The organism is Isosphaeraceae bacterium EP7, from assembly GCA_038400315.1.
Lineage (GTDB): Bacteria > Planctomycetota > Planctomycetia > Isosphaerales > Isosphaeraceae > EP7.
This window is the reverse complement of the sequence record CP151667.1, coordinates 5851603-5875839: the sequence shown is the minus strand read 5'-3', so window position 1 is coordinate 5875839 and position 24237 is coordinate 5851603. Positions and strand designations below refer to the sequence as shown.

Genomic DNA, 24237 nt, shown 5'->3' with positions numbered 1-24237 from the left:
TCTGGGTCCGCCCGTACGTTGAACTTTCGTCGACCTAGCTGGAACGAGGTCACGCTTCTTGGTTAGGATCTTATCGTGGATCCGGTCGCTCCTTCCCCGGGCGGCCCAACCCGGAGCGTATCGACGACCTCCCGGCGGCGGCCCGGCACTTTCCGCGGTCGAACCCCAATCTCCCGCGCCGATCGCCGCCATGCCCCGGCTTTCGTCGCCCTGCGACCCCGATCAGGAGCTGGATTCCATGTCTCAAGTCCAGGCCGAGTCCAAGCCCATCGTCTCCCGAAATCAGGCGGTGGGCTGGCTCCGTCAGATGATGCTGATCCGCCGGTTCGAAGAGCGCTCGGCGATGCTCTATCAGAACCAGAAGATCGGCGGCTTCTGCCACCTGTACAGCGGACAGGAGCCGCTGGCCGTCGGTTCGATCGGCGTGCTGCGTGAAGATGACTACGTCATCACCGCCTACCGCGACCACGGCCACGCCATCGCCCGCGGGATGGACGTCAAGCTCGGCATGGCCGAGATGATGGGCAAGGTGACGGGCTGCTCCAAGGGCAAGGGCGGCTCGATGCACTTCTTCGACGCGGAGAAGGGCTTCATGGGGGGGCACGCCATCGTCGGCAGCCACATCCCCCTGGCCGCCGGGATGGCCTTCGCCAGCAAGTACCAGGGCCAGGACCGCGTCTGCATCTGCTACTTCGGCGACGGGGCCATGAACCAGGGAGGTCTGCACGAGACCTTCAACATGGCCAGCATGTGGAAGCTGCCGGTCATCTACGTCGTCGAGAATAACCTCATCTCGATGGGCACCCAGCTCGAACGCTCGTCGGCGGTTCTCGACCTCACCGCACGCGGCGGCGCCCCCTACGGCATGCCGGGCGTCCTGGTCGACAGCCACGACATCGAGGCCATGGCCAAGGTCACCCTCGAAGCCGCCCGCCGCGCCCGCGCCGGCGAAGGGCCCACCTTCATCGAGGCCCGGACCTACCGCTTCCGCGGCCACTCGATGAGCGACCCGATGAAGTATCGGACCAAGGACGAGCTCGAGAAGGCCAAGAAGAACGACCCGATCATCGCCTATCAGGCCATCCTGATGGACCGCGGCTGGATCGACGAGGCGACCCTTCACCGGATCACCGACGAGGTCAAGCAGGAGATCGAAGAGGCCATCACCTTCGCCGAGGAGAGCCCCGAGACGCCCTTCGAGGCGCTCTACGAGGATATCACGGTGGCCCCTTACACCCCTCAGGAGTGAGAGACGACCGATGGCCGTCATTGCGTACCGCGACGCGCTGAACCAGGCGATGACCGAAGAGATGGACCGCGACGACCGCGTCTTCCTGATGGGCGAGGAGGTCGCCGAGTACAACGGCGCCTACAAGGTCAGCCAGGGGATGTTCGACCGCTTCGGCGGCCGGCGAGTCATCGACACGCCCATCTCCGAGGAAGGCTTCGCCGGCATCGGCATCGGCGCCGCGATGGTCGGGCTGCGCCCGATCATCGAGTTCATGACCTTCAGCTTCAGTCTCGTGGCGATCGACCAGATCGTCAATAACGCGGCCAACATGCGGTTCATGTCGGGCGGCCAGTTCGCCGTGCCGATCGTCTTCCGCGGCTCATCGGGGATGGCCGGCTGCCTGGCCGCGACCCACTCGCACCGGCTCGAAGCCTGGTACGCCCACATCCCGGGCCTGACCGTGGTTACCCCCTACTCGTCGGCCGACGCCAAAGGGCTGCTCAAGAGCGCCATCCGGTCGGACGACCCCGTCATCTTCATTGAGCACGAGAACCTGTACGGCGAGAAGGGCGAGATCCCCGACGGCGACCACCTCGTCCCCATCGGCAAGGCCGAGATCAAGCGGCCGGGGGAGGACGTGACTCTCATCACGTACTCACGTTCCGTGAAGACGACCCTGGCCGCCGCCGAGGCGCTCGCCGAGCAGGGGATTAGCGCCGAGGTCATCGACCTTCGCACCATCCGGCCGCTCGACCTCGACACCCTGATTACCTCGACGGTCAAGACGCATCGCGTCGTGGTCATCGAAGAAAACTGGCCCTACTGCGGCGTCGGCTCCAGTGTCGCCGACCGGATCTATCAGCGCGTCTTCGACGAGCTCGATGCACCGATCGGCCGGGTCGCCACCCTCGATGCGCCGATCCCGTATAATCGGGCGCTCGAGGCCTCGATGCTCCCCAGCGTCGAGCGGATCGTCGCCAAGGTCCATGAAGTCATGTATCGCTGATCGGCCGGAGAACTCCCCGCGAGATCGGACTTCGTTCCGATCTCGCGGGCTCGCCCTTGTCCGTCGATCAAAGCGTGCAGACTCCCGGGGCAACTGCGCCCGCCCCCGTCGCACCCGCCCTTCGCCGCGTCCAACGCCGACCAGGAGCGCCTGCCGTGCCGATTGAAGTGAAAATGGCCAAGCTCAGCCCCACCATGGAGAGCGGCCAACTGGTCAAGTGGCTGGTCAAGGTCGGCGACCCGATCAAAGAAGGGGACGCGCTCGCCGAGATCCAGACCGACAAGGCCGTGATGACCATGGAGTCGTTCGACGAGGGGACCATCGCCCTCCTCGACGTCAACGAAGGCGACGACGTCCAGCTCGGCCAACGCATGCTGGTCATCGCCAAGAAGGGCGAGGACGCCAAGCAGGCTGCGGCGTCGATGGGCGGAGGAGCCACTGCCAAGCAGGCCGTCAAGGCTCCGGCAGGCGCCGCGGAGGCGAACAACGCCCAGGCCGCTCCCCAGTCGGATGCCGCCAGCAACGGCCAGGATTCGCACGCACCCGAGCCGGTCGTCGCTTCGGTCGGCGAGGGTCGGGTGAAGTCGACCCCGCTGGCCCGCAAGGTCGCCGCCGAGGCCAAGATCCAGATCGCCCAGGTGACCGGCAGCGGGCCGAACGGCCGGGTCGTCCGCGACGACGTCGAGGCCTTCCTCAAGAAGGGCCCGTCGACCTCTGCCCCGGCTCCTTCCGCCAGGCCCTCGACCGCGCCCGCACCAAGAGCCCCTGGCGCCACCGAGCGTCAGCCGCTCAATCGGATGCGTCAGGCGATCGCCCGCGGGATGCTCGAAGCCAAGAAGGCCGCCCCCGAGATTCATGTCACCGTCGATATCAAGGTCGACGAGATCGTCAAGCTCCGCGAGCGTCTGAACAAGGCGTTGGCCGCCGAGAAGGTCAAGCTGTCCGTCGGCGACTTCGTCACGAAGGCCGTCGCCGTCGCCCTCCGTCGGCACCCGGCGGTGAACGCCACCTTCGAGGGGAGCAACGACAAGCTGGGCGAGTCCGCCATCGTCCGCCACTCCGACGTCAACGTCGGCCTGGCCGTGGCCCTCGACGGCGGCCTGATCGTGCCCGTCCTCCGCAATGCCGACACGCTCGGCTTGCGTGACATCCGCACCGGCAGCGAGACGCTCTACGACGCCGCCCGCCAGATGAAGCTGACCGGCGATCAGATGAACGGCGGCACCTTCACGATCAGCAACCTGGGGATGTATGGCGTCAAGCAGTTCGATGCCATCCTGAACCTGCCGCAGGTCGGGATCCTCGCCGTCGGCGCCGCCGAGAAGCGGCCCGTCGTCGTGGGCGACGCGCTGGCCGTGGCCACCGTGATGACGGTGACCCTGACCGCCGACCACCGGGCCGTCGATGGTGCCACCGCCGCCGAGTTCCTGCGGACCCTGAAAGGCCTGCTGGAAGAGCCGGCGTCGATGCTGCTCTGAGCGATTGCTCGAACGAAACTGCTCGCCCCCGGGTCTGAAAAGCCCCGGGGGCGTTGCTATTTCCCGGCTTGCCTACAATTCCACAACGGCCCACGCCGACGCGGGCACCCACCCCACCACGCAGGATTCAACGAGATGGCTTACGACTACGACATCGTGGTGATCGGCGGCGGCCCCGCCGGCTACGCGGGGGCCATCCGCGCCGCCCAGCTCAAGAAGCGGGTGCTCTGCGTCGAGAAGGACAAGCTCGGCGGCATCTGCCTGAACTGGGGCTGCATCCCCACCAAGGCGCTGCTCACCAACGCCCACCTGGTCGAGCTGATCAGCCGCCATGGAAAGGCGTTCGGCTATTCGGGCGAGGCGAAGTGGGACTTCGGCCAGATGATCGGCCGCAGCCGGACCGTCGCCGGCAACCTGAACAAGGGGATCGAAGGCCTCTTCCGCAAGTACAAGGTCGACTGGAAGCAAGGCTCGGCCAAGGTCATCGCCCCCAACACCGTGCAGTTCGGCGACACCAAGGTCACGGCCGAGTCGATCGTGATCGCCACGGGCGTCCGGCCTCGTCCCCTTCCGGGTGCCGAGTTCGACGGCAAGACGATCCTCTCGTACAAGGAGGCGATGTCGCTGCCGGCCCAGCCCAAGAGCATGGTCATCATAGGCGGAGGGCCGATTGGACTGGAATTCGGCTACTTCTACAACGCGATCGGCACCAAGGTCACGCTGATCGAGATGCTCGACCGCATCCTCCCCGGCGAGGATGAAGAGGTCTCCGCGGCTCTGGCCAAGAGCCTGACGAAGCGCGGGATGGAGATCCTCACCTCCACCAAGACGACCAAGGTCGAGAAGACCGCCGCCGGCGTGAAGGTCGAGGTCGAGACCTCGCAAGGGAAGAAGACCTTCGAGGCCGAGAAGCTGCTCGTCTCCATCGGCGTGACGGGGAACATCGAGGGGCTCTTCGCCGACTCGATCAAGGTCGAGATCGTCAAGAATCACATCAAAGCCGACAAATATTACCAGACCAACGTCAAGGGTATTTACGCCATCGGCGACGTGAATGGCCCCCCCTGGCTCGCCCACGTGGCGCACCACGAGGCCATCTGCTGCATCGAGAAGATCTGCGGCTTCAGCGACAAGACGGTCGATTACACGAACATCCCCGGCTGCACTTACACCGATCCGGGCGTCGCCAGCGTCGGCCTGACCGAGAAGCAGGCGATCGAGAAGGGTTACCAGGTCAAGGTCGGCCGGTTCCCGTTCATCGCCAGTGGCCGCGCCCAGGCGGCCGACGAGACCGAAGGGTTTGCCAAGCTCGTCTTCGACGCCAAGCATGGCGAACTGCTGGGCGCCCACCTCATCGGGTCGCAGGCGACCGAGCTGATCGCCGAGCTGGTCATGGCCAAGAAGCTCGAGGCCACCGCCGAGGAGATCATCTACGCCATGCACCCGCATCCGACCTTCTCCGAGGCCATCATGGAGGCCGCGGGCCAGGCTTACGGCGAGTCGGTCCACATCTGATCCCGATCGGATGATGTCAACGACGAGGCCCGCGCGACGGTCATCCGACCGTCGCGCGGGCCTCGTTTGATTCCCGGTCAGCCGATCCGATCAGTAGTTGATCGTCCGCTTGTCGACCGCCAGCGCGGCTTCTTTCAGGGCCTCGGAGAGCGTCGGGTGGGCGTGGCAGATCCGGGCGATGTCCTCGGCGCTTCCCTGGAACTCCATCGTCGTGACCGCTTCGGCGATCATGTCGCTGGCGCGTGGGCCGATGATGTGGACGCCCAGCACGCGGTCGGTCTTGGCGTCGGCAAGGACCTTGACGATGCCGTCAGTCTCGTCCATCGCCTTGGCCCGGCCGTTGGCCAGGAACGGGAACTTGCCGACCTTGTACTCGATCCCGCGCTCCTTGGCCTGCTCCTCGGTGATCCCCACGCTCGCCATCTCGGGCCAGGTGTAGATGACGCTCGGGATCGTGTCATAGTTGACGTGGCCCGACTTGCCGGCCAGGATCTCGGCGAACGCGACGCCTTCTTCCTCGGCCTTGTGGGCGAGCATCGGCCCGTCGATCACGTCGCCGAGGGCCGAGATGGTGGGGACCTTGGTGTGGTAGTGGGCGTCGACGCCCACCTTGCCGGTCTTGGGGTTCAGCTCGACGCCCAATTCGGCCAGGCCGAGCCCATCAGTGTAGGCCCTGCGGCCGACGGCGACGAGGACCCGGTCGCACTCGACGCTGATCTTCGACCCGTCCTTGGCCTCGGCACTGAGGGTGACGCTATCCCCGTTGACCGTGGCGCCGGTGACCTTCGTTTCCATCATGAACTCGAGGCCGAGCTTCTGAAGGCTCTTGGCCAGCAGGTTGCCCACCTCAACGTCGGCCATGGGGACGACGCGGGGGAGGAACTCGATGACCGTGACCTTGGCGCCCAGCCGCTTCCAGACCGAGCCCAGCTCAAGGCCGATGTAGCCCCCGCCGACGACGACGAGATGCTTGGGAACCTTGTCGAAGAGCAGGGCCTCGGTCGAGCTGACAACGGCCCGGCCGTCGAACTTGAGGAATGGCAGCTCGATCGGCACGCTGCCGGTGGCCACGAGGATGTTCTTGGCCTCCAGCGTCCGGGCCTGTCCGTCGTTGCCGTCGACCGCGACTGTGGTCGGCGAGGTGACCTTGGCGGTGCCGAAGATCCCTTCGATCTTGTTCTTGCGGAACAGGCCGCCGATGCCAACGGTCATCGACCTGACGACCTCATCCTTGCGGGCGAGCATCGTCGGGACGTCGATGCCGATCTCGCCGGTCTTGATCCCGTGCTTGGCGAACCGTTTCTGCGCCAGGTAGAACAGCTCGCTGGAATCGAGCAGGGCCTTGCTGGGGATGCAGCCGACGTTCAGGCAGGTGCCGCCGAGCGTCGGCCGCTTCTCGACGCAGGCGACCTTCAGGCCGAGCTGCGCCGCGCGGATGGCGGCGACATACCCGCCGGGACCGGCCCCGATGACGACCAGATCGTAAGCATCCGACACCGCAGGCTCCTTGAAGGACGCGAGCGGGGCGAAGGGCGGCCGGGCCCCCGCGCGGGGAATCCGGGGGCCGCCCGGCCCCGCTGGCGAGATCGCCGTACTCGTCTCGGCGAAAGATTATAGGTCGAGCATCAACCGCTCGGGGTTCTCGACCCCTTCCTTGATCCGGACCAGGCAGCCGACCGCCTCGCGGCCGTCGACGATCCGGTGGTCATAGGAGAGCGCCAGATACATCATCGGGCGGATGACGACCTGCCCGTCGATGGCGACCGGCCGCTGCTGGATCGAGTGCATGCCCAAGATCCCGCTCTGGGGCGGGTTCAGGATGGGCGTCGAGAGGAGCGAGCCGAAAACGCCGCCGTTCGTGATCGTGAACGTGCCGCCCTGAAGGTCACTGACGGCGATCGTCCCCTCGCGGGCCTTGGCGGCGAAGGCTCCGATCCCCTTCTCGATCTGGGCAAAGCTCATCCGGTCTGCGTCGCGCAGGACGGGCACGACCAGGCCGCGCTCGGTGCTGACGGCCACGCCGATGTCATAGACATTGTTGAGGATGATGTCGGTGCCTTCGACCCGACCGTTGACGGCGGGGAAGGCCTTCAGGGCCTCGATCGTTGCCTTGATGAAGAACGACGAGAAGCCGAGGTTCACGCCGTGCTTGGCCTTGAACGCGTCCTTGTACTTGGTGCGCAGCTCGATGACCCGCGACAGGTCGGCCTCGTTGAACGTGGTCAGGATGGCCGCGGTGTGCTGGGCTTCGACCAGCCGCTGCGCGATTTTCTGGCGGATCAGGGGCATCCGCTGCCGGGTCTCGCGGGGACCCCGGCTCGCGTCCGAAGGCGTGGGGCTCGGCGACGGGGCGGGCGCGGCCTTGGGTGCGGCAGCCGGTTGGGCCTTGGGGGCCTCGGCGTGGGCGAGGACGTCTCCCTTGGTCAGGCGACCATCGCGGCCGGTGCCGGTGACCTGAGCCGGGTCGATGTTCGACTCGGCGACGATCCGACGGACCGACGGGGCGAGCTCCACGTTGCCGTTGCCCGCGTTTGCGCCCGCCTTGACCGGCGCCGTGGCGAGCGAAGCGGCCTGTAGGGCGGGGGCCTTGGCCTGTGCGGGCTCTGGGGCCGGGGCAGACGCGGCGACGGCGGAGTCATCGAGCTGGCCGACGACCGCTCCAATGTCGATGGTGGTCCCCTCGGGCGTCTCGATTTTCAGGCGCCCTGAGAAGGGGGACGGGACGACGTTGTTGGCCTTGTCGGTCTCCAGCTCGAAGAGATCCTCGCCGGTCTTCACCACGGCGCCGTCGGGCTTGAGCCACTTGGCCAGGACGCCCTCGGTGATCGACTCGCCGAAGCTGGGCACAATGATCGGTTGGCTGGCCATCGTTGAGTCCTGGTTCGGGTTCCGGCCGTCGTCGCGCGACTCCGGCCCGTTTGTGGGAGGCGAGCCCGGAAGGCGTTGGGGCCCGGCCGTCCTCACGTGCGCGAGGCGGGCCGGGCGTTTGGGGCAGCACTCGCTGACATGACGAGGCCCGGGCGACGCTCGCCGCCCGGGCCCTGTTGATGGTTGGGCAACTCAGCCCTTGGCGGCTGCGACGGACCGGACCGGCGTCGAGGCGACCAGGTGAGGCAGGTCCGCGCCGATGGCGGCCTGCACGAGCTCGTCTTGCTCGGCCTGATGGACCTTGAGCGACCCGGCGGCCGGGCTGGCGCTGGCGTCCCGGCCGACGTATTGGAACGACTTGCCCAGGGTCTCCAGGAGCCTGGGGGCCGCGAACGACCAGCCGCCCATGTTCTGAGACTCTTCCTGGACCCAGACCCAGTCCTTGGCCGCCCGATAGCGGCCCAGCACCGCGGCCAGCCGCTCTGCCGGCCAGGGGTAGAGCTGTTCCAGGCGGACGATGGCCACCTCGGCCTGCTTGCCGGCGGCCTCGCGCTGGGCGAGCAGGTCGTAAAAGACCTTGCCGCTGCAGAGCAGGACCCGGCGCACCCGGGCGGGGTCGACCGTGTCGTCGAGCACTTCCTGGAAGGTGCCCGAGGTGAAGTCCTCGATCTTGGAGACGGCCAGTTTGTGCCGCAGCAAGCTCTTGGGGCTCATCACGATCAGGGGTCGGCGGAAGTCCCGCTTCACCTGACGCCTGAGCAGGTGGAAGAATTGCGCCGGGGTGGTCGCGTTGGCGACCTGGATGTTGTCCTCGGCGCAGGCCTGGAGGAACCGTTCGAGCCGGGCGCTGGAATGCTCCGGCCCTTGCCCCTCGTAGCCGTGCGGAAGCAGCATGACCAGGCCGCTGGAGCGGCCCCACTTCGACTCGGCCGAGGTGATGAACTGGTCGATGATGACCTGGGCGCCGTTGACGAAGTCTCCGAACTGAGCTTCCCACATGATGAGCATGTGGGGCTCGTCGATCGAGAACCCGTAGTCGAAGCCCAGGACGGCCGCCTCGGAGAGCAGGCTGTCATAGGCGCAGAAGCCGGCCTGGCCCGGTCGGATGTGATTCAAGGGGACGTAATGCTTGCCGGTCTTCATGTCGGCGAGGCTGGCGTGGCGATGGCTGAACGTGCCGCGCCGGCTGTCCTGGCCGCTGAGGCGGACGGGGATCTGTTCCAGCAGGAGCGACCCGAAGGCCAGGGCCTCGCCGGTGCCCCAGTCGATCGGCCCGCCAGCCTCGACGGACGCGAGGCGGCCGGCGAACATCTTCTGAAGCTTGGGGTTGGGCGTGAACCCTTCGGGGAACCGGGTCGCGGACGCGGCGACTTCCCGCAGGGTCGCGGCTGGCACCGTCGTGTCGACCGCGTCGAACGACCATCTGGCCTGGAGCCCCGACCACTGCGAGGTGAACGACCGGCGTTGGGGGGGCCTGGGGCCGTCCTGATCCTGAACTTCCTTCAACGAGCTTTCCAGCTTGCTGGTGATCGTCTCGGTGATGATCTTGACGTCTTCAGACGTGATCTCGCCCGAGGCGATCAGGCTCTCGGCGTACTTCGTCGGCACCGACTTGCGCGACCGGATCACGTCGTACATCAAAGGCTGGGTGTACGCCGGCTCGTCGGTCTCGTTGTGGCCGTTCTTGCGGTAGCAAACCATGTCGATGACCACGTCCTGGCCGAACGTCTGGCGATAGTCCATCGCCAGCTCGGCCACGTAAACGACGGCCTCGGGGTCGTCTCCGTTGACGTGGAAGATGGGCACTTCCAGCATCTTGGCCACGTCGGTGCAGTATCGGGTCGACCGGCCGTCTTCGGGGTTGGTCGTGAAGCCGATCTGGTTGTTGACCACGATGTGGATCGTGCCGCAGGTGTCGTAGCCGGGAAGTTGCGACAGGTTCAGAGTCTCGGAGACGAGCCCCTGACCGGCGAACGCGGCGTCGCCGTGCATGAGCACCGGCAGCCCGTGCGCCCGATTCCCGTCCTTGAACCGCCGCTGCTTTGACCGCATCCGCCCTTCGACGACGGGGTTGACCGCCTCGAGGTGGCTGGGGTTGGGGGTCAGCGACAGGTGGACCTCGTACCCCTCGGCGGTGACGTGCTTGCCCGAGAACCCGAGGTGGTACTTCACGTCACCGTCGGTGACGGCCTCGGTCATGATCTCCTTGAACTCGGAGAAGATGAGGCTGTAGGGCTTGTTGAAGGTGTGGGTCAGCACGTTCAGGCGGCCCCGATGGGGCATGCCCATCAGGATCTCGCCGACCCCGTGCTTCGACGACCGCTCGATGATCGCGTCGAGCAGCGGGATGAGCGACTCGCCCCCTTCGAGGGAGAAACGCTTCTTGCCGACGAACCGAGTCTGGAGGAAATTCTCGAACAGCTCAGCGGAAGTCAGCTTCAGGAGAATGCGGCGCTTCTTCTTCTGGTCGAAGTCGGGCCGATTGCGGTTCGGCTCCATCCGCTCCTTGAGCCACTGCCGTACCCGCATATTGCGGATGTGCATGTACTCGACGCCGACCGAGCGGCAATAAATCTCCCGCAGGGTGGAGATCAGCTCGCGGAGTGTTGACTGGCCCGACTCGAAGAGCTGGGTGGCGAAGGTCTTGTCGAGGTCGGCCTCGGTCAGCCCGAAGGCCGAGGGCTCGAGCCACTCGGACGCATCGCGGGGGGGCTTGAGCTTCAGAGGGTCGAGGTCGGCGAGATAGTGGCCGACCTCGCGGTAGGCGTCGATCAGTCGGGTGACGGCGGCCTGGGCTCGCGCGGCATCGAGATCGGCGCCGCCGGGCGGTGACCCGCCGGACGAGCCTAACTCGAATCCTTCGAAGAAGTTGCGCCAGGATTCGTCGACCGAGGAGGGATCATTCTTCCAGCGTCGTTGGTAATCTTCGAGGAGTTCGAGATTCCACCGACTGGCAACCGTCGGGCGATTCATGGAATGAAGGTCCCGTGTCGGGCCGGCCGAGGCTGCCGGTCCCTGTGCCGTGAGGCGAGTCGTTCGGGCGTCCAGTCCGTGCGCGCAGGGCGCGCGAACGCTCCAATTCAAGCATAACCCAAACCCAAGCCTGCACACACCCCTTTTCCGAGTCCAAACCGGGCGGCGGGGCCGACGGCTGGCCTGGGATGAGGGCCTCGAAATGTGACCTGGGTCGGGTCATCGGCTCTCCGATCAGAAGCGGCAGATCCAGTTCGGATCGCCGAATTTCTCCCGGACGAGCCGGTCGACCACCTCTACGGGTGGCCTGACCGATCCGGGACATCGGGAATCCACGAGCCAGGCCTGACGGATGGAGCTTAGGATCTCGTCGCGGCCGAGCGGGACATTCGTCAGGAATTCGGCGTGCGACCGACCCAAGCGATAGTCCGGCTGCCTCGAAGGCTGCTTGAGGTAGCCGGCGATCAGGCCGAGATCGAGCCGGTACAGGATGGTCGCGTGGATCAGGACGAACCGCTTCATCCTCCTCTGGGCGCTCCCGGAGAATTTCCGGTCCCCGAGCGTCAGGTCGCCCGATCCTCGCAGTTCGACATCGAGTCCGGGACGACGCAATGCGCGTGCCAGCAACCCGAGCGTTTCCTTCTGCCCTTCGTCGACCGCCCGCATCGCCCGGCTAATCTCGATGGGGACGATAACCGTCAAGTTGAGCGTGCCTGGGCCGATCAGGACCGTCCCGCCACCGCTCGAACGCCGCAAGATCCCGATGCCATCCGCCTTGCATGCTTCGAGATTGGTCTCTAAATCGACGCGTCCGGAGGCGCCAAGAACGACGTTCAACACCTTCGGTTCCCAGACGCGAACGATCGGAGGGAGTCGGCCCGCCTCGGCCTCTTCGAGGAGTGCCTCGTCGAGGGCGAGATCCTCGGCAGGTGTCGCACAAGTCCAATCCAGGAAGTGCGTTGGGGCCAGTGCCTCGGTCCAGTGATCCATGCCTTGTTGACTCTCAAAGTGGAACTTGGTGCAACCAGCATATGACTGACTGCATCAGTCATGAGCGATTGGACTGGAAAAATCATCGGCTCTTGATGGGATCGATGTAACCGCATTTATAGACGCGAATTTTCACTTAGTGTTTGACACGAATTTTGAGGCGTGATATTAACGTCTAATTGAGGTGGGGTCTTCCCGCGAAGCTCCTTCGCTCGGGACGTTCCTACCTCAACAACTTGCCGTTCACTTCGCAACACGGCAAGGAACGTTCGCCACCTCGATCCTTCCGTCAGTCTTTCTCGACGCGGTCGACGTCCTCAACCTTCGAGACGTCCGGCACTCCAACCCGTCGGTACCTGAAGTTTCGAAAACCTGGGATCTCCCGCAAACCCATCAAAGGGGGAGTAGTCGCACGCGCTGGTCCCGCCCAGACGAGTCGCCTCATCCTTCGTTCATGACTTTGGATGGTCCTGTCTCAGGCCTGCCCAAGGCCGATCTCTCACTCCGCCCTCATCAGAAACAGAGGTACGATCATGTCGAGAAGACGACGTCCCGGTTTCACGCTGATCGAGCTGCTCGTGGTCATTTCGATCATCGCAGTGCTCATCGCCCTCCTGTTGCCCGCGGTGCAGAGCGCCCGCGAGGCTGCCAGGCGCATGCAGTGCACCAATAACTTGAAGCAGATCGGGCTGGCGTTCCACAACTACGCGAGCAGTTGGGGAATTCTGCCGATGGGCGAGATGCCCGGCGGGCTTTCGACCCACATCGCGCTGCTGCCGTTCATCGAGCAGAACCAGGTCTACAACTCGATGAACTTCAACCTCGGCGACCGCTGGATCTGGACGAACGCGGCGACGCTGACGGCCGGCCGGACCCGAGTGGCCGGCTACGTCTGCCCCTCGGAAATTTACACCAACTACGCCACGGACGGGTTCAACTTCTGGGCGAGCAATTACGCCTGGAACTCGGGGACCTGGTGGCCCCGCACGAAGACCTGGGACGGCCTGTTCGGCCGTTCTTATGACGATGACGCCTCGCTCCGGCCTTACGTCCCGACGCAGGTGGGGTTCAATGCCATCACCGACGGCCTGAGCAACACGCTCATGGCCTCCGAAGTGGCCAACGGGCCTCTCGTCTCCGGCGCGGCTCGCACCAAGGTCTCCGACTGTTACGAAGTCCGAGGCCTGACCGCGACCTCGACCGTGCAGCAGGCGACGGCCAATTGCAGCGCAATCAGCTGGCAGAACGGGCAGATCCCCTGGACCGGCGGCTGGCGCTACAAGGGGTACACCTGGGTCGAGGGTTCGATGTGGCGCAACTGGTTCAACACCATCCGCACGCCCAACCAGTCGTGCTGCACGATGGATGACGTCAGCTGGTGGTACATCATGAAGCCCGCCTCGTCCTACCACCCCGGCATCGCGACCGCCGCCATGGCCGATGGCAGCGTCAAGGCGGTGAAGGAGACCATCAACCAGCAGGTCTGGATGGGTCTCAGCACGAGGGCCGGCGGCGAGGTCATCTCGTCCGACGCCTACTGATCATCGACTCGACGCAACGCGACGGGCCGTCCGATCCTCCGGGGCCGGCCCGTCGCCGCTCTCCAGTCTCACATTTCCTCAGGATCTGAACCTATGAAGACGCTGTCCTGCCCGCTCGCAACGCTCACCCTTGCGGCCCTCATGGTCGGGTTCGTCGGCTGCGGCGGCGACACTGCCCCGGCCGAGAGCCCCGCCAAGATCGAGGAAGCGCAGAAAGAAGCCAAGCAGCGCATTCAGAGGGAATACGGCCAGAGCTCCAAGAAGGCCGCGAATATCAAGTGACCTGCGAGGGGCCTCGATGAGCGCGGCGCGATTGTCAGCCGAGCAAGGGCACGGACCCATCAGGCCCCTCATTCTTCTCATCGCAGCCGCCAGCATTGCGACGTGCGGCGGCGGCTGCGGTGGGCCGTCGATCGAGTTTGCACCCAGTTCGCCTGCGGCCGTCGTCAGGCCTACACGCAGCGGCGACGCCCCTTGGTTCGTCGACCGGGCGGCCGATTGGGGACTCGCCGTGGTCACCCGATGCGGCTCGCCCGAGAAGCGATCGGCGCTTGATGCGCTCGGGACCGGCGTCGCCCTGTTCGACCTCGATGTCGACGGCGACCTGGACATCTACGTCGCCGCGGGAAGTCGGGTCGTCGGCGGCCGGGTTGAGTCTTCGGGCGGCCCCTGGCTGTTCCGCAATGACGGACCAGGTCGCTGGACCGAGATCACGAAGGGGTCGGGTCTGACCGACGCCGGCTGGGCCCAGGGTGTTGCCGTGGCCGACTATGACGCCGACGGCGACTCGGACCTGTTTGTCGCCCACGAAGGCCCCGACCAGCTCTGGCGGAATGAAGGCAAGGGCGTCTTCCGGGACGTGACCGCGGAGGCGGGGCTCGGGGAGGAGCAACTCTGGGGCGCCTCGGCCACCTGGGGCGACGTCGACGGCGACGGTTGGCTCGACCTCTACGTGACGAACTACCTCGTCGCCGACCCGCTGGCCCCGGCCCCGCTCATCGATTATATGAATGGCCACATGGTCTTCGCCGGCCCGTCCGTCCTCAGAGGCGAGCCGGACGTCCTCTGGAAGAACAGGGGTGACGGCACGTTCGTGGATGCGACGAAAGATGCGGGGCTCGTCCGGCCCGAATGCAAGGGGATGGGTGCGGTCCTGGCCGACCTCGACCTGGACGGCGACCTCGACCTCTACGTCACGAATGACACCCAGCCGAACGAACTCTTCCTCAACGATGGCCGGGGTCGATTCGAGGAGGTGGCCGTCGCGGTCGGGGTCGCCGCCAACACGTTCGGCAACCCCGAGGGGAGCATGGGTGTCGAGGTGGCCGACATGGATGGCGACGGCCACCTTGACCTGGTTTACAGCAATTTCCGCCAGGAAGGGACCAGACTCCACCTGCGACAGTCCGATGGGAATTATCTCGACGCCTCGGCCGGAAGCCGCATCGGGGTCGCCTCGCTCGGGTTCGTCGGCTGGGGGATCGTCCTGGCCGATTTCGACGACGACGGCTGGCCCGACCTCTTCCAGGGCAACGGCCACGTCTATCCCATGGTTCCCGACGCAACCTATGCGATGCCCCCCCTCTTCCTGAAGAACGAAGGTCGGGCGAGCTTCAGGGCTGTGACCGACGCCTGGGGCCCCAGGCTCGCGGAGATGCAGTCAGGCCGGGCCGTCGCCGCCGGCGACCTGGACGGCGATGGCGATGTCGACCTGGTGATGACCACCATGGACGGCCCCTTGCGCGTTCTCGTCAACGAAGGGAGCAGCCCCAATCGCTCGATCCGGGTGGTTCTCGCCGGCAAGGCCCCCAACACCGAGGGGGTCGGCGCCGTCGTGGAACTGACCGCGGCCGGCCGGACCCAGGTGGCGGTGGTCAGGCGAGGCGGCAGCCTGCTGGCCGCCTCGGATGTGGCGGCCCATTTCGGCGTCGGGGCTGCGGAGAGGGTCGACCGCTTGCTCGTGCGTTGGCCCGATGGGACGATGCAGTCGCATGAGGGGCTACCCGTCGGGTGCCGGATCATCGTGCGTCAGGAAGAGGCGGCCGTCGAAGTCCGTCCCGATCGCGCCCGGTTCGAAGCCGTTGGGCTCCTTTCCCACGAGGTCCGACCTTGAGCGCAGAGCGGCCAGGCATCTCGCCCCTCCAATCGAGGATCCCGTTCCGGGTCCGCCGGATCCTCTCGTGGATCGCCCTCGCGGCCATCGTCATCGTGGTCTGGTTCTTCGTCGGCCGTGACCTCTGGCGCGACTACAAGATCACGCGCGAGGAGGAGCGGGCGGCCGAGGATTCGACGCCGATCGGCTACGTCGGCCTGCACTACCGCAGGACCTACAATAATCGGCCGAGCCGGTTCATCGTCGAACGCGAAGGCCGCAGGCTGCTCTGGGCCGCCATGGACGACAAGAACCTGCCCACGATCTATTTCGATATCACCGGTGCCGCGTTCGACCCGACCTTGAACTTGAGCGGCGGCTTCGGCATGGACTCGATCGTCGGGATCGATTACCCGATCTTCCAGGGGGTCGACACGACGTTGGGCAGGCACTTCCCCCCGCGCAAGGAGGTCTTCGGAATGGAGAGCGGCGACGGGCCGCGGGCCTTTCCGCTCGACCTGCTGCTGAAGGCCGAAGTCGTCAATGATGAGGAGACCGGCGTACCCTTCGCGGTCGTCGTGTCGCGGGGAACCGGCCGAGCGGAGACCTACACCCGGATCCTGGACGGGCGCTCCCTCAGCCTCGGGACGACCGGCTATCAGAGCGAGGTTCGCCCCTTGCTCTACGACCGGCGGACGCGGAGCCTCTGGCTGCCGGGCAAGGATCAGCTCGACTGCGTGGCAGGGCCGCTCCAGGGCAAGTCGCTCCCGACGTACAAGCCGCTCGTCAAGACGACCTGGGCAGCGTGGACCGGCGACCATCCCAGGACGAGCGTCCTCGTCGGCACCGATCGAGAACCACCGATCCCCGCTGAATGATCGATCCTCAATCCGGACGCTGACGTTCTTCCCAGGCGTCGAGATCGCACCAGGGCCCTCGGCTCCGGAAGCGGGGCAGGGGGAGCCGCTCGGCCTGCGCCCTGGCCTCTGCGACCGAGAGATCGTCGAGCCTGCGTGCCTCCGCACGGTAGATCGTCAGGCCCCGGCTGCGGGCCAGGATCTCTCGCCTGGAACGCCCCTCGGGGGCATCGGGCCAGGGCTCTGAGAGGGGCTGGAAGTCAAAGAAGTGGGGCAGAAGGTCGCGGATGTACTGCCAGTAATCGGGGTTGTCGGTCTGCACGACGAACAGCCCGGTCGGCGTCAGGGCCTTGTGGACGTCGGCGACGAAAGCGGGGGTGATCAGCCTGAGGTGGGCCATCCGCGGGTCGTGGTAGGGCTGCGGGTGATACAGGTGGATCTCGGCCGCCGACCCCGGAGCGACATACGACCGGACGATCGACTGGGCGTCCCGGACGGCGAACCGGACGTTGGCCAGTCCGCGCTGGTTGGCCCTGCGGGTGGCATAACGGATCACCACCGGCAGCAGGTCGCTGGCGAAGTGATCGTGGTCTGGACGCCGCAAGGCGCTCATCAGGGTATAGCGGCCGTTGCCGCAGCCCAGCTCCAGCACAACCGGCGCGGATCGGCCGAAGATCTCGGGCCAGTCGAGCGCCCCTGGCGGGGGCATCCGCTTGATCCCGGTGCGGGCCCACTCCGCCTCGGGGAGGATCCTGCCCGGGATCGGAATGCCAAATTCCCACTCGATTCCCGACTCATCGGCCATTCCGCCCGCCTTCTCGCTCGTTCCCACCTGTCTGGCCCTCGGCCCGACCGATTATGATCGAGTCGGCCACCTGCGGCCTAGGGCACGTTGCATGGAGGGGCGAATCATGGGTCCGGGCACCTATCGGTCGTACAAGGGTCTGCCTCAGCTCGCGGGTCTCGGAACGGTGGCCGGCGCGGCCAGGCCCGGCCTCGGGATCGAGGACTGCGTCAGCCGCCTGAAGCGGTTCCACTACGCGTTTCGCAGGCTGCACGAGATCTTCGTCGGACGCATCACCGCCGAGCCCATTTACGAGCTGAAGACGGGCTTCTCGCACCACGCCTACCTCTGCTCCGAGCACGTCATGGCCCTGCGTGACCGCGTGGGCGAGATGCGCGAGCCACCGCTCGGTCTCGACGCCATCCCCGACCCCGCGATGGAAGTCGCCTTCGACGAGATCAGGTCGGCGCCGAACACCCTCGAGCTGCTGGTCGGAATCTACGAGACCGCCCTCCCCTCGCTCGACCGGGCCATTGAGTTCTACGCCGAGGAAACCAACCCGCTGACCGACGCCCCCTCGCTGCGCCTGCTCCGGTTCGCAAGGCTCGAGATCGCCGAGATGATCACGTTCGGCCGCGAGTGTGTGGCCGCACTCGTCGGCCCCGACGAACTCGCGGCGATGCGGCCCTGGCTCGACCTGCTCGAACGGGCCTTCGACACGTCGGGGCTGCTGAGCACCTCGGCGGGCCCGCACACCCTCGCTCCGGCGCGGATGCACTCGGCCAGTCCCTATGTGTACGACCCCGTGCCGCAGCGTGATGAGCGGTTCAAGGACCCCTACAACCAGGGGGTCAACCCCGAGGCCCTGCTGTATGACCCCTCCTTCGACGACCGCACCAAGAGCCTGATGATGCTCTTCAAGCGGCTGCGGGAGATCGACGTCCCCGAGATGATGGCGAGCATCATCGTGCAGACCCCCGGCAAGCCCTGGGGCTATTATCGAGATATGACCCGGCAGCTCTGGGACGAGGCCAGGCACGCGATGATGGGCGAGGTCGGCTTCGTCGCCAACGGAGTCGACTGGACCGAGGCCCGGTTCACCCACAACTGGTCGCTGCGGCTGAACACTGAGTGCGAGCCCCTGGAACGGCACGCGGTGCTCTACTTCATCGAGCAAGGCCTGATGTCCAAGACGGGCAAGAAGTTTGAGTGGGAGGTCGGGGTACGCTCGGGCAGCCCTCTGATGGCGACGATCCAGGACTTCGATTGGGCCGATGAGGTTCTGCACGCGGCGATCGGCCGCGAGTGGTACGTCCCCCAGTTCAAGCACTGGAAGGAAGCCCTCGATTACGGCGACAAGTGCTGGTCCAAGATTCTGAGCAACTGGACGACGGTGCGCGACGAAGGGCTGACCGAGCACGAGAACTGGTGGCCGCGCGTCTATGTTCAGGCCTGCAAGCACTGGGGGATCGAGCCCGACCCGAAAGCCCTCGCCTTTGCCGAGACCTACGAGAGCCAGCGGGCCGACCTGAAATCGGTCTCTTCCAGCGGCTAGGCGAGGACCTGCTTGATGACGTGGGCGGGCTCGACCCCGGTGAGCTTGAGGTCGAGCCCCTGGAACTTGTACGTCAGGCGGTGGTGATCGACCCCGCAGAGGTGGAGCAGGGTGGCGTGCAGGTCGCGGACGTGGACGACGTCCTCGACGGCTCGATAGCCAAGCTCGTCGGTGGCGCCGTGGGTGACCCCCCCTTTGATGCCGCCGCCGGCCATCCAGAGGGCGAAGCTGAGGATGTGGTGATCTCGGCCGGAACCCTGGCCCATCGGCGTCCGGCCGAATTCTCCGCCCCAGATCACCAGGGTGTCGTCGAGCAGCCCGCGCCGTTTCAGGTCGCTGACCAGGGCGGCGCACGGGCGGTCGACCTCCTCGGCGGTCATCTCCATGCTCTTCTTGATCTCGCCGTGGTGGTCCCAGGCGCGGTGATAGAGCTGGATGAAACGGACCCCGCGCTCGGCCAGGCGGCGGGCCATCAGGCAGTTGGAGGCGAAGCTGCCGTCGCCTGGCTGCTTGATGCCGTAGAGGTCGAGCACCTCGGGCGACTCGCTCTTGAAGTCGGTCAGGTTGGGCACCGAGGTCTGCATCCGGAACGCGAGTTCATACTGGCTGATCCTCGTCTGGATCTCCGGGTCGGGCCGGTCCTCGGCGAGCAGGCCGTTGAGTCGGTTGACCTCCTCGATCACCTGCCTCTGGGTGCTCTGGCAGACCCCCTCGGGGTTGCCGATGTAATGGACGGCGTCTCCCTTGGACTGGAACTGGATCCCCTGGAACTTGCTGGGCAGGCACCCAGCGGACCACTGGCGGGCCGAGACGGGCTGCTGGCCGGTCTTGCCCGCGGAGGTGAGGACCACGTAACCGGGCAAGTCGTCGGTCTCAGACCCCAGGCCATACAGCAGCCACGAACCCATGCTCGGGCGGCCTTTGATGATCGACCCGGAGTTCATGAAGGCGTGGGCCGGGTCGTGGTTGATCTGCTCGGTCTGCATCGAGCGGATGATGCAGAGGTCATCGGCCAGGGCGCCGATGTTGGGGAAGAGATCGGAGATTTCCTGGCCCGACTGGCCGAACTTCTTGAAGCCGCAGGCCGGGCCCCGGGCGATCAGCTCGGCCCCCTGGAGCTGCGCGAGCTGCTGCCCCTTGGTGAATGACTCGGGGAACGGCTTGCCGTCGAGCCGCGCCAGCTCGGGCTTGTAGTCGAGCGTCTCGAGCTGAGATGGGCCGCCGGCCATGCAGAGGTGGATGATCCGCTTGGCCCGCACCGGCGACTGCGGCGTCCGGATCACCCCACGCCAGCGGCCGGCCGCTTCGACGGCCGCGGCCGCATCGGCCCGGGCGGCGGACGAGGGATCGAGCAGGCCGGCGAGCGCCATCCCGCCGAGTCCGTAGGCCGAGCGGCCGAGGAACGTCCGGCGGTTGACGCCCTGGCGGAACTCGGGCGAGTCGAAGGGGTGGGCGTTGTTCATGGGTTCAATACCGCGTGATGGTTTCGTGCAGGTTCAAGACGACGCGGCAGACGCTCATCCAGGCGGCCGTCTCGGAGGCGTCCGGGCCCGGCTGCAAGCGGAACAGCGTAGGGCCGGCGGCGACGAGCTTGCCCGCGGCGTCGGGGTCGCTGGCGTAGATCCGGCGTTGCTCCCCGAGGAAACCGATCAGCGATCGGAGTTCCGCGGGCTTGGCGGGGCGAGCGAGCGCGAGGCGGAGAAGACCGTCGATGCGTGCGTCGTCATCCCCCGGCGTGGCCAGGGTCCGGCTTGCCAGGGCGCGGGCGGCCTCGACGAAGGTGGGGTCGTTCAGCAGGGTCAGGGCCTGCTGCGGGGTGTTGGCCACGTTGCGGGCGGCGTTGCATTCCTCGCGCGAGGGGGCGTCGAAGTTGGCCAGCATCGGGTGCAAGAAGGTGCGCTGCCAGTGCGAGTAGAGGCCCCTTCGATACTGGCGGTCGTCCCGTTCGGCCTTGTAGTCGCGGTCGGGGAACTGGATGTTGGCGTAGTAGCCGGCCGGCTGGTAGGGGTGGGCGCTCGGACCGCCCAGCTCCAGGTTCAACAAGCCTGCGATCGACAGGGCGTTGTCGCGGACGAACTCGGCCTCCAGCCGCCGAGGGTTCTGCGAGGTGAGCAGCCGGTTGTTGGGGTCGGCCTCACGCAGCTCGGGCCTGGGCCGCGAGTCCTGCCGATAGGTGCCGGACATAACGATGCGCTTGACCGTCGCCTTGACGTCCCAGCCCCCCTCGACGAAGTCGGCCGCCAGCCAGTCGAGCAGCTCGGGGTGGGTGGGAGCCTCGCCCTGTGAGCCGAGGTCCTCGACGACCGTGCTCAGTCCGTTGCCGAAGAACTGCTTCCAGAGGCGGTTGACGAAGACGCGGGCGGTGAGCGGGTTCTCCGGCGAGGTCAGCCAGCGTGCCAGGTCGAGCCTCGTCTGCCGCCCTTCCGACTTCGTCCCGATGGCGAGGAAGCCGGGGACGGCGGGCGTGACGACGGGCCCGGTCTCGTCCTGCCAGTTGCCGCGGGGCAGGACCCTCGTCGTGGACGGTTCCCAGGCCTTCGTGACCGTGATATAGGCCCGGCCGTCGCGGCAGTCGTTGGCTTCGTTTCGAAGGGCCTGGATCCGGGCGAGGGCGTCGGGATCGTCGGCGTGGGACAGGAGGCTCAGCTTGCGGAGCCGCGCGGTCTGCTCGGCCGTCCGCTTGTCTCGCTCGGCATTCAAGGCTTCGACCAGGGGGGCATCGACGACCGGGGTCAGGGGGAGATCGGTGCCGAAGGGGCTGACCGAGACCCGGACGCGGCCGAGGTTGGACGACGCGGCGAAGACGACGAGGGCGTCACCCTCCGCGAGGCGGATGGGAGTCCTCAAGACGTAGACGGCCGACCGGGCCTGGGCGTTCACTGTGTTGGGGGAAGTCCAGACGTCGGTGACGCCCTGGATGGGCGACCCGCCGTTGTATCGAGGGGCCTTGATCTCGGCATCGGCGAACCAGATGGGGAGCGGGGTTGGCTGTGGTTGGCCCGATTTCAGGAGGCCGACTTCGAGCCTGACGGAGATCGACTCGGCCTTGTCGCGGGCGAGATAACCCAGGTTCGCGGGGTCGGGCAGAAGCTCGACGCGGAGGGCCGAGACGCGACCGGGCGTGGGGCGGAGTTCGACCTTCAGGCCGCCACCACCCGCGGGCTTGCCGGCGACGAGGATCGAGCCATCCTCGAGTTCGGCGGCGGTCGAGGCGTCTCCGGGCTTGGGCTGGAGGATCGTCGAGGAGGGCGAAATCCAGCCGTCGGGCCAGACCTTTAACGTGTTGCGTGCCTGGGCGAGCCAGGCTTCGAAGGCGTCCCGGGTGGCACGGTCGGCGTCGATTGGGGCGGTTGCCTCGGCGGCGACCCTGGCGATCTCGCGTTCGATGCCCTGCTGCCTGCGCTTGAGGTAGGGGCTGTCGACCTCGATCTCGGGCGGGAAGGGGAAGTCGTTGTTGAAGCCCTTCAGCTCCGGGACCGGGGTGTAGCCGTAGTCGGAGTAGACGCCCCACTGGCGGACGTCGGCGAAGAAGGCGCCCAGGCTGTAGAAGTCGCGGGCGGTGAACGGGTCATACTTGTGGTCGTGGCACTCGGCGCAACCCAGGGTCGAGCCCATCCAGGTGGACGAGACTGTGCGGACGCGGTCCGCGGCGTACTTGGCGAGGTATTCCTTGGCCTGGGCACCCCCCTCGCGGGTCATCATATTCAGGCGGTTGAAGCTGGTGGCGGTGAGCTGCTCGGGGGTCGGGTCGGGCAGCAAGTCGCCGGCAAGCTGCTCGGTGGTGAACTGGTCGAACGGCTTGTTGGTGTTGAAGGCGTTGATGACGTAGTCGCGGTAGGGGAACACGTTCTGATTCTGGTCGCCGTGGTAGCCGACCGTGTCGGCGAACCGGGCGAGGTCGAGCCAGGGGACGGCCATCCGCTCGCCATAGTGAGGGGACCGGAGCAGTCGGTCGACCTGCCGCTCATAGGCATCGGCCGACTCGTCGGCGAGGAACGCATTCACCTCGGCGGGGCTCGGCGGCAGGCCGGTCAGGTCGAGGCTCAGGCGGCGAAGCAAGGTCCGCTTGTCGGCCTCGGGCGATGCCTTCAGGGGGTGGCCGGCCAGGATGAACGCGTCGATCGGGTTGACGACCTGCCCGCGCGTGGCGTCGACCGCCGGGGGCATCGGTCGCTTGGGCGGCACATAGGCCCAGTGGGGCTGGTACTCGGCCCCCTCGGCGACCCAGCGTTTCAGGAGGTCCTTCTGCGCCGAGGTGAGGACTTTGTTCGACTCGGTCGGCGGCATCAGGGCTTCGTCGTCGGCCGCGGCGAGGATGCGAGCGACCAGCTCGCTGGCGTCGACGTCACCGGGGGTGATGGCGCCCATCTCGATGGCCACGTCGCGGAGGTCGAGCCTCAAGTCCGCCTTGCGATGCCCTTTGTCGGGCCCGTGGCAAGCGAAGCAGTTTTCCGAGAGGATCGGGCGGATGTCTCGGTTGTACTGGACCTTAGGTGCCGGGACATCGGCCCAGACCGACTGCGCCAGACAGATCAAGGCGGCGGCCAGCATCGGGGCCATTGGGTTTGTTCGGCGAGATGGGCAGGCTGGCAAGTCGGTCAGTCGGCGCATCATCTTAGACCCTCGGACGGCCTGGCCGCCGGCACGCTTGGGGGGCGCGAGGCTTGATTCGACGCTGGCACGGGCGGGAGGTACTGCGGTAGGCGGGGGCAAGGTCCACCGCGAGACGAAGAGGGTCAGGGCGGCGGCATCTCGCCGGCCACGTGTCCCTGTTCTACGAGTCGCGATAGAAGCCAGTTCGAATGGTATCGCTGCCACCCATCGTCGGCAACCCTCGCGGCGACGGCCCGGCCCGGTCGTCGGCCCTCGGGTTCGTTTCGTCGTGGGAGGCCGATGGGGCCGGGTTCACAGGATTGTCAAAGAGCGAGCGAGTGACTGCCTTGTAGGTGACGCAGGCTCATCGGCCGGGGCCTGACCGGGGTTTTCCAGGGGAGCTTGGGTTCGTTTTGTCTCGGGAAATCTCGAGTCGGACCATGACTGCGTCTGGGGCGAAGAGGTGTTCCCGGGTTCGTTTCGTCATCTTTGTTTTCGCGGTTCGGACCAAATCCTGGGCGTAAAAGCAGGAGGGTTTTCGCCCACATCCCTCGAATGACAATCCTTCATAGAAAACCATCGTTCGAACTCCGGATTTTCTCCCTGATTTCTTGACGATTTCCCGATTTTGTCAATGCGTGGATGCAGTTTGGCCTCGTCCCGGTTCGGGCTGGGCATCCAACGGCCAAACGCGACGCCAACGCCCCGACCACGGGGCGTTGGCGTCGCGTTCTTGGTTGCGGACTCGGGTCAT

The 24237-nt window shown here is 66.4% G+C and carries 16 protein-coding genes; 9 read left to right on the top strand and 7 right to left on the bottom strand.

Annotated elements, in window-relative coordinates:
• The first annotated feature begins 238 nt into the window (after positions 1–238).
• The 4 genes from pdhA (at position 239) to lpdA (EP7_RS23210) (ending at position 5230) form a co-directional block, all read left to right on the top strand.
• The gene (pdhA, locus tag EP7_RS23225) at positions 239–1249 is read left to right on the top strand and encodes a pyruvate dehydrogenase (acetyl-transferring) E1 component subunit alpha (protein WP_463524538.1); all 1011 of its coding nucleotides are present in this window, start codon (positions 239–241) and stop codon (positions 1247–1249) included.
• Positions 1250–1259: 10 nt separating this feature from the next.
• On the top strand, positions 1260–2237 hold the full coding sequence (locus EP7_RS23220; protein WP_463524536.1) for a pyruvate dehydrogenase complex E1 component subunit beta: 978 nt from the start codon (positions 1260–1262) through the stop codon (positions 2235–2237).
• Positions 2238–2392: 155 nt separating this feature from the next.
• The gene (locus EP7_RS23215; protein ID WP_463524534.1) at positions 2393–3715 is read left to right on the top strand and encodes a dihydrolipoamide acetyltransferase family protein; all 1323 of its coding nucleotides are present in this window, start codon (positions 2393–2395) and stop codon (positions 3713–3715) included.
• 135 nt (positions 3716–3850) lie between these two features.
• On the top strand, positions 3851–5230 hold the full coding sequence (gene lpdA / locus EP7_RS23210; RefSeq protein WP_463524533.1) for a dihydrolipoyl dehydrogenase: 1380 nt from the start codon (positions 3851–3853) through the stop codon (positions 5228–5230).
• Positions 5231–5320: 90 nt separating this feature from the next.
• On the opposite strand, the gene lpdA (EP7_RS23205) is transcribed toward lpdA (EP7_RS23210), so the two are convergent.
• The 4 genes from lpdA (EP7_RS23205) to EP7_RS23190 all read right to left on the bottom strand — a co-directional run bounded on the left by lpdA (EP7_RS23205) (position 5321) and on the right by EP7_RS23190 (position 12061).
• On the bottom strand, positions 5321–6727 hold the full coding sequence (gene lpdA / locus EP7_RS23205) for a dihydrolipoyl dehydrogenase (RefSeq protein ID WP_463524531.1): 1407 nt from the start codon (positions 6725–6727) through the stop codon (positions 5321–5323).
• Positions 6728–6841: 114 nt separating this feature from the next.
• Positions 6842–8098, bottom strand: coding sequence for a 2-oxoglutarate dehydrogenase complex dihydrolipoyllysine-residue succinyltransferase (gene odhB / locus EP7_RS23200; RefSeq protein WP_463524530.1), 1257 nt, complete (start codon positions 8096–8098; stop codon positions 6842–6844).
• 192 nt (positions 8099–8290) lie between these two features.
• The gene (locus EP7_RS23195) at positions 8291–11071 is read right to left on the bottom strand and encodes a 2-oxoglutarate dehydrogenase E1 component (RefSeq protein ID WP_463524529.1); all 2781 of its coding nucleotides are present in this window, start codon (positions 11069–11071) and stop codon (positions 8291–8293) included.
• A 234-nt stretch (positions 11072–11305) separates the two neighbouring features.
• Complete coding sequence (locus tag EP7_RS23190) at positions 11306–12061, bottom strand: lipoate--protein ligase family protein (RefSeq protein ID WP_463524528.1); 756 nt, start codon at positions 12059–12061, stop codon at positions 11306–11308.
• 533 nt (positions 12062–12594) lie between these two features.
• Here EP7_RS23190 and EP7_RS23185 point away from each other — a divergent pair.
• The 4 genes from EP7_RS23185 (at position 12595) to EP7_RS23170 (ending at position 16572) form a co-directional block, all read left to right on the top strand.
• Entirely contained in the window at positions 12595–13602 is a 1008-nt protein-coding gene (locus EP7_RS23185) for a DUF1559 family PulG-like putative transporter (RefSeq protein ID WP_463524527.1), read from the top strand.
• A gap of 93 nt (positions 13603–13695) precedes the next feature.
• Positions 13696–13884, top strand: a complete 189-nt coding sequence (locus tag EP7_RS23180; protein ID WP_463524526.1) for a hypothetical protein — start codon at positions 13696–13698, stop codon at positions 13882–13884.
• Positions 13885–14113: 229 nt separating this feature from the next.
• On the top strand, positions 14114–15715 hold the full coding sequence (locus EP7_RS23175) for a CRTAC1 family protein (RefSeq protein WP_463524525.1): 1602 nt from the start codon (positions 14114–14116) through the stop codon (positions 15713–15715).
• Positions 15712–16572, top strand: coding sequence for a DUF3179 domain-containing (seleno)protein (locus EP7_RS23170; RefSeq protein ID WP_463524524.1), 861 nt, complete (start codon positions 15712–15714; stop codon positions 16570–16572). Before EP7_RS23175 ends, EP7_RS23170 begins: the two co-directional genes overlap by 4 nt.
• Before the next feature lie 7 nt (positions 16573–16579).
• Here the strand turns inward: EP7_RS23170 and trmB are convergent, their stop codons facing one another.
• Complete coding sequence (trmB, locus tag EP7_RS23165; RefSeq protein WP_463524523.1) at positions 16580–17383, bottom strand: tRNA (guanine(46)-N(7))-methyltransferase TrmB; 804 nt, start codon at positions 17381–17383, stop codon at positions 16580–16582.
• A gap of 79 nt (positions 17384–17462) precedes the next feature.
• Between trmB and EP7_RS23160 the strand changes: the two genes are divergently transcribed.
• Complete coding sequence (locus EP7_RS23160; protein ID WP_463524522.1) at positions 17463–18890, top strand: hypothetical protein; 1428 nt, start codon at positions 17463–17465, stop codon at positions 18888–18890.
• On the opposite strand, the gene EP7_RS23155 is transcribed toward EP7_RS23160, so the two are convergent.
• Together EP7_RS23155 and EP7_RS23150 are read right to left on the bottom strand one after the other, a co-directional pair.
• Positions 18887–20353 (bottom strand): DUF1501 domain-containing protein, encoded by a 1467-nt coding sequence (locus EP7_RS23155; protein ID WP_463524521.1) that lies wholly within the window; start codon positions 20351–20353, stop codon positions 18887–18889. The two genes, EP7_RS23160 and EP7_RS23155, sit on opposite strands and share 4 nt — an antisense overlap.
• A gap of 4 nt (positions 20354–20357) precedes the next feature.
• Positions 20358–23450 carry a PSD1 and planctomycete cytochrome C domain-containing protein gene (locus EP7_RS23150; RefSeq protein WP_463524520.1) on the bottom strand — a complete coding sequence of 1031 codons (3093 nt, stop codon included), beginning with the start codon at positions 23448–23450 and terminating at the stop codon, positions 20358–20360.
• Positions 23451–24237 lie beyond the last annotated feature (787 nt).